Genomic DNA, 12,835 nt, shown 5'->3' on the forward strand with positions numbered 1-12,835 from the left:
TCATTTGATAAAATAGAAGAGGCGTTATGTGAATCTATGAACTTAATCAATTTATCATACAGAGAATGGAGCCATCCAATGAAATATCGCAATATGGAAGATTGTATTAACGATCTGGAGCAGCACGGTCATTTGATTCGGGTCAAAGAAGAGGTTGATCCTCATCTGGAGATGGCAGCGATCCACATGAAAGTGCACGAGGCTAAAGGCCCGGCGTTGTTATTCGAAAATGTAAAAGGCTCAAAGTTTCAGGCCGTATCCAATCTGTTCGGTACGGTGGAACGAAGCAAATTCATGTTCCGGGGGACGCTGGAAGGCGTACAACGGGTCATGGCAGTTCGTGACGATCCCATGAAGGCGCTTAAGACGCCATTTCAGCATGTCCGCACAGGTCTTGCTGCATGGCAGGCGCTGCCAAAACAGAAATCTATTGGCCTACCCGTGTCGGCACAAGAGATTCAAATCTCAGACCTGCCCCTAATTAAACACTGGCCTATGGACGGTGGGGCATTTGTGACGCTACCACAGGTGTATTCCGAAGATCCAGATAAGCCAGGCATCATGAATTCGAACTTGGGGATGTACCGGGTTCAGCTGAATGGCAATGACTTTGAATTAAACAAAGAAATTGGATTGCACTATCAGATTCATCGCGGAATTGGTATACATCAAGCCAAAGCGGTGAAAAAGGGAGAACCACTGAAAGTTAGCATTTTCATTGGGGGTCCACCCGCTCATACACTTTCGGCGGTTATGCCTTTGCCTGAAGGACTAAGTGAGATGACATTTGCCGGCCTGCTCGCTGGACGTCGCTTCCGGTACAGTTACAAGGACGGATATTGCATCAGTAATGATGCTGATTTTGTCATCACAGGTGATATTTACCCAGGCGAGACAAAACCCGAAGGTCCGTTCGGCGATCATTTGGGATATTATAGTCTGACGCATGAATTCCCGTTAATGCGTGTGCATAAAGTCTATGCCAAACCGAATGCCATCTGGCCGTTTACGGTTGTTGGTCGTCCACCGCAAGAGGATACGGCTTTTGGCGATTTGATTCATGAGATTACTGGAGACGCGATCAAACAAGAGATTCCAGGTGTCAAAGAAGTGCATGCGGTCGATGCGGCAGGGGTCCATCCATTGCTGTTTGCCATTGGCAGTGAACGGTACACGCCGTATCAGGCGGTGAAGCAGCCGACAGAGTTGCTCACGATTGCCAATCGTATTTTGGGAACAGGGCAGCTCAGTTTGGCGAAGTACCTGTTTATTACCGCTGAGGATCAGCAGCCTTTGGACACCCATAAGGAAGTTGAATTCCTGACCTATATCTTGGAACGTATGGATATGCAGCGGGATATTCATTTCCATACCCATACGACCATTGATACACTCGATTATTCGGGTACAGGACTGAACAGTGGCAGCAAGGTCGTTTTTGCAGCATATGGCGATAAGGTTCGAGAGTTGTGCACGGAAGTGCCGGAGTCTTTGAAAAACATTCGTGGTTATGAGAATCCACAGCTCATCATGCCGGGTATCATTTCGATCCAGACATCGGCCTTCACGAGTTATGCGGATACAGCACAGGAGATGCAAGCATTCACGTCTCTATTGAAAGAACAGGGAGGTCTGGACTCGTGTCCGATGATCATTCTATGTGACGACAGTTCGTTCCTGAGTGCTAACCTCAGCAACTTCTTATGGGCAACGTTTACTCGAAGCAACCCTTCACATGACATGTATGGGGTTAATAGCGGATATGACCACAAGCATTGGGGTTGTGATCAGGTGATTATTGATGCGCGTACCAAACCTCACCAAGCACCGCCGCTGATTCCCGATCTTTCGGTGGAGAAGAGCATTGAACGTTTATTTGTTAAAGGGGCAAGTCTGGGTTCGATCAAGATCTAATGTGAGATGTCTTAAAGAAGTTCAAACAAAAGAGTTTGAACTTCTTTGGCATACTCTGATACAGCGAAGAGACTCAAAAGTGTCTAAAAGTTTAAAACCGGGACTAATCTGGATATAGGAGTGAGGATAAAGTCTTATACGTTCGTATTTACCTTTTCGATTAAGGTCGTTTGAACTATGTATGAAATGAAGAATTATAACGATATAAAGAAGTATAGGTATTTTTGTGGCCCCGTTCCGTTGGGTGCTGTTACTATAATGAATTGTTCAGGGGGAATACCGATTTGAGAATCCATATTATGAACCTGCAAGACGGAGACCGTCTAACTGCGGATACATTCAGCGATGCAGGATTACACGTTCTCGGGAAGGGAACTGTGATCAAAGGTGAGGATATCACCTTGCTTATGCAGCACCGTGTAGATTATGTAGATATTGAATCACGCGAAGAGGAAATCACTGAAGCAGAATTTTTTGCTGCAGCCGCCAAGCATGCTTCCGGGTTAACTACAAGCACGAAGGAAGAGCCGCCTGAAGAAGAGATGAAGTCCCAATTTATTCAGACAGTACATAATTATCAAAATGCTTTCCTCGAAGCTCTGACCGTTGGCAAGTTCAACGCCACCATGGTGGATGATGCACTGCAACCGATGGTTGAGGGACTGGATGAGCAGAAAGATGTCGTTCATCTCCTGATGATGCTAGAGCGGGATGACGTCAATAACTATACACATTCAATCCAGGTAGGATTGTTGTCCTTCTACCTTGCGAATTGGCTTGGATATTCTCAGAAGGAGAGTTATCAAATTAGTCGCGGTGGTTATCTGCATGACATTGGAAAGTGCAAAGTATCCCACCGGATTCGGAACAAAACAGAACCTTTGACGGCTGATGAGCAGCTTGAAATGCAGCGTCACACGATCTATGGCCATGAAATTATCAAAAATTCGATGACGGATGAAGCGACAGCATTGGTTGCTCTGCAACATCACGAGCGGGAAGATGGATCGGGTTATCCGATGCAACTTGAGAAAAGTGAAATTCATCCATATACCCAGATTGTATCTGTAGCGGATATCTATATAGGCATGAGATCCGGGAACCACGGAGGCAGCAATCCTAACCTGATCAACAACCTTAGAGATATCTATGGAATGGGATTTGGTAAATTGAATGAAAAACCGGTTCAGGCATTGATGCAGCATTTGCTTCCTAATTTCATCGGGAAACAGGTACTGCTCAGCAATGGAGAAAAAGGTGTTATTGTCATGAACAATACGTCTGATATTTTCAAACCGCTCATCAAAGTGGAGTCTGAAGAATATCGTGATCTCTCCAAAGAGCGTACACTTGCCATTGATGAATTGCTTATTTAATCTAAATATGATCTGTATTCCTTACTTATATTGAGGACGGGCCTCCTGTACTAAGACAGGGGACCCGTTTTTTGTTATATCATCCTAGATGTGTTGTTAGACTAAGGAAGCAAGCGTATACTTTGCAAAGACCTTAATTTTCCTGCCAAGGAGCGATCGCCATGATTGAAGTGACAACCGAGATTACGATACATGCCTCGATTGAATGGTGCTTTGACTATGCCCGGGATATTGATGTACATACACAGACCGTCTGGCAACATACGAGAGAGCGCGCAGTTGCAGGAGTAACAACAGGAAGAATTGGAGCAGGGGATACAGTTACATTTCAGGCTACTCATTTTGGTGTCAGACAGAAGCTGAAGTCCCGGATTGTGCAGTTTGAACGACCTTTCCTCTTTGTGGATCAGATGGAAAAAGGGGCTTTCAAGAGCATGCGACATGAACATCATTTTAGCGAATGCGGAGATCAGATGACTTGCATGAGAGACACACTTCGGTTTGAAGCGCCACTTGGATTGTTGGGATGGGCAACGGAGCGCCTTGTGCTGAAGAGATACATGCAGGCATTTCTGGAGAGTCGCAATCGTAAACTTAAAGCGATGCTTGAGCAGCAGCCAGAGTTAAATGGATAAAGGAGAGAAGACGTTTGATGGATAATGAATATTTTGTAGGTTGGGGCACACTTGCCTTGATTAATGCCGGACTGGCTCAGGGAAAAAACAGAAGTGGTCGGAACTGGTTTCTGATTTCCCTGTTATTTGGTCCGTTGGCAACCCTCTTTATTGTGGTGTGGAATAAACTGGACTAATTCAACGATCGAGATTCCGATGCATATAACGATCGATCATCCAGAACACAAGGGCGGCTGCGCTAACACCCGCACCTAACCAGCAAACCGCTGTCCAACCCGCCCATGCATACACTTGGGTAGAAACGATGGATCCGGTTGCACTGCCGATGGAATAAAAGATCATATAAGCTGCCGTCAGGCGGCTCTGTGCTTCGGGGCGAACTTCGTAGATCAGGCTCTGGTTGGTAACATGTACGGCCTGCACGGCGAGATCGAGCAGGATAACACCCAGGATCAGGAACCACAAAGAGTGATGGACATAACCGATGGGCAGCCAGGACAAGAGCAGAATGACAAGAGAGACGCCGGTTGTTTTTTGCCCAAACCCCTGATCGGCGAGTTTACCTGCACGGGCAGCAGCCAGTGCTCCAGCCGCTCCTGCAAGACCAAATGCACCTATGACTGTATGAGACAGGGACAGTGGAGGGCTACTTAGTGGCAGAACCATGGAAGTCCACAGAATGCTGAAGGCTGTAAAAATCAGCATAGCCAGTACACCTCGTACTCGTAAAACACGCAACTCCCGGTACAGTTGCAAGACGGAGCCGAGTAATTGGATATAGCTTTGTTTTACTTGTGGGGATTGTTGCCTTGGGAGAACAAGAAATAAGACGACAATTCCGATTAATGTAAGGCTGGCAGAGAAGAGATATACCGATCTCCATCCGAGCCAATCGTTCAGCGTACCTGCAACCGTTCGTGCAAGTAAAATGCCAATGACGATTCCGCTGGTTACCTGTCCGACGATGCGACCACGTTCGGATGGGGCCGCCAAGTGTGCAGCAAAGGCAACCAATGTTTGTGTAATGACGGCTAATAAACCAACGACAGCCATCCCCATGAACAACAGGGAACTGGATTGTGCGGTTCCTACGAGAACCAGTGCAAGTACGGATAAGAGCATTTGAATGATGATCAGCTTGCGGCGGTTTAAGAGGTCCCCGAGCGGAACGAGAAGGAACAGCCCTAGGGCATAACATATTTGAGTCACTGTGATGACAAACCCTATGGACGACGGAGAGAGACTGAATTCTTGAGCGATGGAGTCCAGTAAAGGCTGAGCATAATAGATATTGGCGACCGCAAGTCCGCTGCACACGGCAAAAAGAAGAGCAACTAACCGTGACATGGCAGAACGATCCTTATTGGATAATTGTGGATCTGGAGAAGAAGTTTGCATAAATGGATGTCACCTTTCTATTATGTACTGATCGGTATGTTATGTTTCGGAATAACCATACTTTATTTGCGTGAATTCTGTCAACAGAGAATTGGGTGAGATTTTCAGTCTGGTTAAAAAAGCTTTATGGATGAGTTTATTTAATTTAATATTTTTAAGTTAGTGATCTTTTTGACTTACCCATTGTTATGAGGTTAAAATATATAAACATACTGATCGATACATAAAGAGGTGAATTGTATGGTTAGACAACGGGAATTTGATACGGATAAAGCACTTGATGCAGCGATGCATACGTTTTGGGACAAAGGGTTCGAAGCGGCATCTTTAAATGACTTGACGACCGCAATGGGCATACAACGTCCCAGTCTGTACGCGGCTTTTGGCGATAAAAAGGAATTATTCGAAACAGCACTTCGCAGGTATACCACTCAGCACGCGGCTCAAGTCAGAGCCAGACTTCAACAGGGCTCCTCCGTGCGGGAAGCCTTTCGTGGATTGTTTGAACATATTGGAGCAGAGGGGAGTGTGACCGAGCCTAGTCACGGCTGTTTTTGCATTAATACGATGGTTGAGTTGGCTCCACATGATCCCAAATTCGCTGTCCTTACACGGGAGCATCAGATGTATCTGGGTGTTCTTTTCAAAGAAACGATAGAACGAGGGCAACAGAGCGGGGAGTTGTCCGCTGACATGAACGCAAATGCGGTAGCGCAGTCTTTGGTGGTATCCATGATTGGATTGACTGTTTTGATGAAATCGGGACCGGACCGTTTGTTTGTAGAGCAGAGCATCCAGGTAACACTATCTTTGTTACAGTAATGGGAATGATACTTTTTAAAGTGACGCAGAGTACCTTAAGAATTGAGCGAATATAGGAGGAGATCAGGAATGAATACGAAGTTGCGCTGTGCCGTTTTGGATGATTATCAGAACGTTGCGCTGACGTCGGCGGACTGGAGTCCGTTGATGGATCAGGTAGAGATTCAGACATTCAACAACTATATGGGCTCGGAAGAAAAAGTCATTCAGGAATTGCAGGATTTCGATATTGTGGTCCTGATGCGGGAACGTACACCGTTTCCAGAGAAGGTCATTTCGCAGCTCCCTAATCTAAAACTTCTGATTACAAGTGGTATGCGCAACGCGTCGATAGATATCAAGGCTGCAGAGCAGAACGGGATCATTGTGTGCGGAACCGAGGGAAGCTCTAATCCGCCGACGGAACTTACGTGGGCGCTGATTCTGGGTCTGTCCAGACAACTGATTGCGGAAAATAGTGCACTTCGCTCCAATGGCAATTGGCAGAGCACTGTAGGGTTGGATTTGCATGGGAGAACACTTGGATTACTCGGTTTGGGCAAAATAGGTACTCGTATGGCTGAGATTGCACAAGCATTTGGCATGAATGTGATGGCTTGGAGCGAGAATCTAACACGAGAGAAAGCTGAAAAACATGGTGTCACCTGGTCCGAGACCAAGGAGCAATTGCTCTCACAAAGCGACATTGTATCCATTCATCTGGTATTGAGTGATCGTACGCGCAATCTTATAGGACAAGCCGAGTTTCAACAAATGAAAGCGAGTGCGCTACTCATCAATACGTCGCGAGCGGGAATTGTCGATCAGGAAGCTATGGTAGAGGCATTGCAGAGTGGTGTGATTGCTGGTGCAGGTCTGGATGTATATGAGCAGGAACCGCTACCAGTTAACCATGTGATGCGAACATTGCCAAATGTTCTGGCCACACCGCATCTGGGTTATGTGACTCGTGGCAATTATGAGATCTATTATAAGCATACCGTAGAGAACATAGAGATGTTCCTGAAGGGAACACCGATCAGGCAACTGCTTTCTTAGAATGAACGGATGCGGAGTACGACTCTGCTATAGATATATAAAATCAAAGACAAATAAGGTGCTGCCAGGAAAGAGTTAGACCTGAGCAACACCTTTTTAGTATATCTGTGTAGCAGAACAAATGAAGGAATAGCCGTAAAATATATTCTATCCTACTGACCCATCCCCTCATCAAATTTAACTGTGTGATCCTCGCTGGGAAGAATGAATCATGGCTACGCTTGATTCACGAACGATTAAGCGTGGTTCAAATTGGATGTGTTCGTAATCGGTCGTGTTCATCTCCCGAATTCGTTTTAACAACAGCTCGGTAGCAAGTCTGGCAACTTCTTCGCCCATAATGGACACGGAACTAATCTGCGGTGACGAGACAGTGGTCCATTGATTGTTATCCACACCCACTACAGCCACATCTTCGGGTACACGAACCCCTAACTCCTTGAACCGATTAACCAATCCGATAGCAACCATATCATTAATGGCATAGACTGCATCTGGCATATGCGTAAGTCCGTAGAAATAATCTGCAGCATTGGCACCTGTATTCAATGAAAAGTCCTCACCAAAGTAGACAAGAGAAATGTCCACATGACCTACAGCTTGCTCATAAGCACGGTAGCGCTCTTCAATAATGTCTTTGGGTGCACCGGCATATGCGATTCGAGTCCGGCCGATTTTGAACAGATGCTCCATTACCAGTTTGCCTTCGGGTTGAGACAGAGAGACGATGTCTGCCTTCATGCCCGGTTCCAGTTTTTTGCCGTAGTTAATCATGGAGATCGGGAGCGGAGCTTTATCAATCAGTCCGGGTAACGTTTTGGGGTACGCCAGAGGCATGAAGATCAGTCCGTCCACATGCAATTTTTTTACGTTACGAATAGTTTCCAGCTCGGTTCTGGCATTGCCTGCCGTATTGATCTGCACGACATGGTACCCATGCTGCTTCGCCGTTTGCTCTACAGACCAGGAGATTTCCGGAATGATGGCGTTACGTATGTCGGGTACAACGAGCGCGATCTGGTGCGTTTGCCGAATTTTCAGACTCTGTGCCGAGGTGTTGGGTACAAACCCCAGTTCTTCAATGGCCTGCATTACCTTATCTCGTGTTTTACTACTTATGCCTTCTGAATTGTTGATGGCCCGGGATACGGTAGCGATGCCCACGCCAGCACGCTCTGCCACGTCCTTGATCGTAAGTTTCTGTTCTTTCCTCAATGTACGGTTACCTCACTTTATCGGAAACGATTCCGAAATATTAGGAATATGTATGCACTTCACGATAGTTATATAACTTGATTATAACATTTGAACATTGAAGTATCCCGTGAATGGACCAGAATTATGCCGAGGTATGATTATATTTCATTTGGTCTGCAATAAAATTTGCTATGATATATCTTAATAACAAGGATTACACCGTTTGTAATACCGCTAAGATCACTTGAATTAAAGTAAAAGCATTCTAAAGTGAACTCGATATGATCACGAAATAGACATATTAGTGGAGAAATATGTTTGACAGCGTATCTAAAATGTGACATATTTAATTTACGGAAACGTTTCCGATTATGTCATAAACTATAATCTGGGAGATGAAATGAATGAAAGCATTACGTTGGCATGGAGTCAAAGATTTACGTCTCGAAAATATTAATGAACCTCAACCTGAAGAAGGTAAGGTCAAAATAAAAGTGGAATGGTGCGGCATCTGCGGCAGTGATTTGCACGAGTACACAGCAGGTCCAATCTTCATTCCGGCTCAAGCACCGCATCCGCTAACAGGGGAACAAGCGCCTATAGTCATGGGGCATGAATTCTCAGGACAGGTGGTTGAAGTAGGGGAAGGTGTTACACGTTTCAAGGCGGGCGATCGAGTGGTCGTAGAACCGATCTATGCATGTGGACACTGCGAAGCTTGTAAACAAGGGAAATACAATCTGTGCGATAAAATGGGTTTCCTTGGACTCGCTGGAGGCGGAGGCGGATTCTCCGAATATGTAACTGCTGAAGAATACATGGTCCATGCCATACCGGATTCAATCTCGTATGAGCAAGGTGCATTGGTTGAACCTTCGGCTGTAGCACTTCACGCCGTGCGTCAAAGCAAGCTGAAAGTGGGCGATACCGCAGCGGTGTTTGGTGCAGGTCCGATTGGATTATTGGTTATTGAAGCACTTAAGGCTTCGGGAGCGTCGGATATTTATGTGGTGGAGTTGTCGGATGAACGGAAAGCCAAAGCCGAAGAACTCGGTGCCATTGTGATTGACCCAACACAGTTCAATGTGGTGGAAGAGATCCATCAGCGTACACAAGGTGGCGTTAACGTAGCCTATGAAGTAACAGGTGTTCCACGTGTACTGCAACAAGCGATCGATTCGACACGTATTGGCGGTGAATTAATGATCGTCAGCATTTTTGAACAGGAAGCACCGATTCACCCGAACTCTATTGTTATGAAAGAGCGTACGGTCAACGGCATTATTGGTTATCGCGATGTGTTCCCGGCAGTCATCAGTCTGATGGATAAAGGTTTCTTCCCCGCAGACAAGCTGGTAACCAAACGAATTTCGTTGGATGAAGTGGTGGAACATGGATTTGAAGCACTGCTAAAAGAGAAAAATCAGGTTAAGATTTTGGTAAAAGCAGAATAGAACCATAGGCAGTAAGAGCGAGTAGACAGCACATCAATAGATGTGATTGTCTACTTTTTTTTGTATAGATCGGGCGGAATTTGTTGCATGTACGGGTCGAATTACATAGTATAAAAAGATACAATTTGTATCATCTTGGTGTGAAGGTAAATATTGTGAAACTATGAAGGAGGAAGCGGACATGCAGAGACATACGAAATGGACAGCCGTGATTTTGACCATCGTCGCTGGAGTGAGCTGGATGCTAATGGGTAACTCCAAACCGAGAAACAACACGTCACCGAGTCAACCACCTGCAACTGAACGTGGGCTTGCCAAGGTGTCGAATGCACCAATCAGTTCAGCGGACGTAACATCAAAGATTGAACTGCTGGGCAGACCTTTTAGCAAAACACCATATGCCAATAACGTCTGGGACATGCAACTGTACAATGGCAAGATATATCTGGGTCACGGGAACAGTAGTAATCTGGGTGTAGCCCCGAATTCCGGTCCTATTCCAGTCATTTATTATGATACAGCGAATGCGAAATTCAAGACCCAGTCGGTAACTAACAGCAATCCGAGCATAATGCCATTGACGAAAATGTATGTGGATGAGGAACAGATTGACATTTACAGAGTGCTGAACGACAAGTTATATATCCCTGGCAATGATTCGGATGGTGAGAAATGGGAACTGGGCAACTTCTACCGTTTGGATGGAGAGGTGTGGACTAAATATCGCAATCTGCCACTCGGTGTACACGTATACGATTTGGCTTCTTATCAAGGTAAGATGTTTGCCGCGCTGGGTACGGAGTCGAAACCAACCATATTAATCTCTCATAACGAAGGTGAAACTTGGCAGAAATATGCGACGATCAATACGTTTGGCTTCCGGGCCTACACCATGTTCCATCTTAATGGCAAGTTATATGCATCTGGCATGATGTATCCCGCCAATAAAATATGGAATGACAAAACCAATATCCTGGAGATTAATGAAAAGCTTGAGAAACGGGACGTTGTCATCTATGGCAGCAAAATGCTGCCTGGACTAACCTATCAAACGGGCACGATTCCTTATAATAAAATAGGCAAAAATATTAGCTTTAATAACAAGTTGCTCTATATAGCCGGAGGCGTGTTCAATGATGGGCAGCTGCTGCCCAAATCCTTGAATGTCATGACCGATATTAATCAGGCAAGACGAGTTAATCTGCCAGATGCCAAGGCGCTTCCTACGGATGTGCTGTTGCGTGATGGCAAGGTGTATGTGCTTACGTACACGCGCCAAAGTGCCAATCTGTATATCAATCGGGTCTACCAATCCACTGATCTGACAACATGGAATGAGATTTTACGTTTTAACCAGGACACGTATGCCAAGTCATTTGAAGAGAACGAGGGTGACTTCTACTTTGGTCTGGGTACCGATCCGGATGTGTTATCGACTTCGTCAGGGAAATTGCTTCGAGTGAATCGCAGTGATATCCCCGTGAATGCTAATTAAATTGGAAGGAAGATTATGGATTATATACTATGCTACATCCACATTATTGGTGACCGGGAAAATACCTTAAGATCTAGTAGAGTTCATGCCAGACTGCATCGGTAGTGTGATCCAACAGAGGCTGCCGTAAGGTAGCTTTCTTTTTTTATATAAGATTAGTTTGAACGCCCAACTTCGAAAATTTGAAAATAAAATTAAGAAACAATAAAATGGATAAAGAAATAAGCCTATACCAGTCAACTGGATTACACTTGTTACGATATACAAAAGCATTTCGCATTTCACGTGGATGCAGAGTTCCATACTCCCAATTGCAAAGGAGCAATGTACAATGAACGTACCTTCAGCATTATTCAAACCTTTCACCTCGGACAAGCTAACATTGTCTAATCGAATCGTTATGGCACCCATGACTCGCGGATTCTCACCAGAGGGCGTACCTGGACCAGAAGTTGCTGAATACTACCGTCGCAGAGCAGCAGGCGGGGTGGGGCTCATCATTACAGAAGGTACAGGCATTAATCATCCATCTTCGGTTAGTGGAGCGAGTATTCCATTGTTCCATGGGGAAGATTCTTTGCAAGGATGGGCTAACGTAGTGAAAGCAGTACATGAAGCGGGTGGCAAAATCATGCCACAATTGTGGCATGTGGGTACAGCACGTCGTTCCGGCGACTTGCCTAATGCAGAAGCTGAGCCTGTATGTCCGTCAGGGGTTAGCATGGCAGGTGAACCATCACGTGAACCCTTGACGGAAGAGGAGATTCAAGATCTTGTACAGGCATTTGCCCAAGCGGCAGCGGATGCACAGCGAATCGGTTTTGACGGAATTGAACTGCACGGAGCCCATGGTTACCTGATTGACCAATTCTTCTGGGAGCAGACGAATCGACGAACCGACAATTATGGTGGTGACTTGGTACGGCGAACCCAATTTGCGGTTGAAGTGATTAAAGCTTGTCGTGCAGCGGTTGGTCCTGATTACCCAATTGTGCTTCGGTTCTCCCAATGGAAGATGGGGAATTATGAGGCAAGTCTGGTGGAGACGCCAGAACAATTGGAGCAATTCCTGGCACCACTCAGTGCTGCTGGCGTGGATATATTCCATTGTTCTACACGCCGGTTCTGGTTACCGGAATTCGAAGGATCTGAGCTGAATCTTGCGGGTTGGACGCAAAAAATAACGGGTAAACCAGCTATTTCGGTTGGATCGGTAGGTCTTGAAGCTGAATTTGTGGACAGAGCAACCGAGAATCAGGGAACAGGGGATGCCCATCTGGATCTATTAAATGAGAAGCTGGAGAATAATGAATTTGAATTGATCGCCTTGGGTCGTGTTCTGCTTAGTGATCCCGAATGGCCTGCCAAAGTTCGCGAAGGTCGCATATCTGAAATCATTCCATTTACAACGGAAGTGTTGCAAACACTCCATTAATTGAAGGCTAAGAACATTTGGCAAAAGGTGAACCAACGCCAAACGGCGCCGATTTGCAACGGAAAATGAAA

Annotated in this window: 11 protein-coding genes; 9 read left to right on the plus strand and 2 right to left on the minus strand. The window is 45.7% G+C overall.

Annotated elements, in window-relative coordinates; all coding sequences use genetic code 11:
* The first annotated feature begins 78 nt into the window (after positions 1-78).
* From QVE09_RS00070 to QVE09_RS00085, 4 genes are all read left to right on the plus strand, one after another.
* Entirely contained in the window at positions 79-1,914 is a 1,836-nt protein-coding gene (locus QVE09_RS00070; protein WP_315935111.1) for a UbiD family decarboxylase, read from the plus strand.
* 284 nt (positions 1,915-2,198) lie between these two features.
* Positions 2,199-3,290 (plus strand): HD-GYP domain-containing protein, encoded by a 1,092-nt coding sequence (locus tag QVE09_RS00075; RefSeq protein ID WP_315935112.1) that lies wholly within the window; start codon positions 2,199-2,201, stop codon positions 3,288-3,290.
* Between the two features lie 161 nt (positions 3,291-3,451).
* Positions 3,452-3,925, plus strand: coding sequence for an SRPBCC family protein (locus QVE09_RS00080; RefSeq protein ID WP_315935113.1), 474 nt, complete (start codon positions 3,452-3,454; stop codon positions 3,923-3,925).
* A 14-nt stretch (positions 3,926-3,939) separates the two neighbouring features.
* Positions 3,940-4,101: a hypothetical protein gene (locus QVE09_RS00085; protein WP_155985038.1), complete on the plus strand. Its 162-nt coding sequence runs from the start codon at positions 3,940-3,942 to the stop codon at positions 4,099-4,101.
* Position 4,102: 1 nt separating this feature from the next.
* Here QVE09_RS00085 and QVE09_RS00090 read toward each other — a convergent pair whose 3' ends face one another.
* Positions 4,103-5,323: an MFS transporter gene (locus QVE09_RS00090; protein WP_315935114.1), complete on the minus strand. Its 1,221-nt coding sequence runs from the start codon at positions 5,321-5,323 to the stop codon at positions 4,103-4,105.
* A gap of 240 nt (positions 5,324-5,563) precedes the next feature.
* On the opposite strand from QVE09_RS00090, the gene QVE09_RS00095 reads away from it, so the two are divergent.
* Complete coding sequence (locus tag QVE09_RS00095) at positions 5,564-6,145, plus strand: TetR/AcrR family transcriptional regulator (protein WP_315935115.1); 582 nt, start codon at positions 5,564-5,566, stop codon at positions 6,143-6,145.
* Between the two features lie 69 nt (positions 6,146-6,214).
* Positions 6,215-7,183 (plus strand): D-2-hydroxyacid dehydrogenase family protein, encoded by a 969-nt coding sequence (locus QVE09_RS00100; protein ID WP_315935116.1) that lies wholly within the window; start codon positions 6,215-6,217, stop codon positions 7,181-7,183.
* A 177-nt stretch (positions 7,184-7,360) separates the two neighbouring features.
* Here QVE09_RS00100 and QVE09_RS00105 read toward each other — a convergent pair whose 3' ends face one another.
* A complete protein-coding gene (locus QVE09_RS00105; protein ID WP_315935117.1) occupies positions 7,361-8,398 on the minus strand; it encodes a LacI family DNA-binding transcriptional regulator in 1,038 nt (345 codons plus the stop codon).
* 386 nt (positions 8,399-8,784) lie between these two features.
* Here QVE09_RS00105 and QVE09_RS00110 point away from each other — a divergent pair, with 386 nt between their 5' ends.
* From QVE09_RS00110 to QVE09_RS00120, 3 genes are all read left to right on the plus strand, one after another.
* On the plus strand, positions 8,785-9,834 hold the full coding sequence (locus QVE09_RS00110; RefSeq protein WP_315935118.1) for a 2,3-butanediol dehydrogenase: 1,050 nt from the start codon (positions 8,785-8,787) through the stop codon (positions 9,832-9,834).
* 181 nt (positions 9,835-10,015) lie between these two features.
* Positions 10,016-11,329: a hypothetical protein gene (locus QVE09_RS00115; protein WP_315935119.1), complete on the plus strand. Its 1,314-nt coding sequence runs from the start codon at positions 10,016-10,018 to the stop codon at positions 11,327-11,329.
* Positions 11,330-11,660: 331 nt separating this feature from the next.
* Positions 11,661-12,764: an NADH:flavin oxidoreductase gene (locus QVE09_RS00120; RefSeq protein ID WP_315935120.1), complete on the plus strand. Its 1,104-nt coding sequence runs from the start codon at positions 11,661-11,663 to the stop codon at positions 12,762-12,764.
* Positions 12,765-12,835: the final 71 nt, after the last annotated feature.

It is taken from the genome of Paenibacillus sp. ClWae2A (genome assembly GCF_032452295.1).
Taxonomy (GTDB): Bacteria; Bacillota; Bacilli; order Paenibacillales; family Paenibacillaceae; genus Paenibacillus.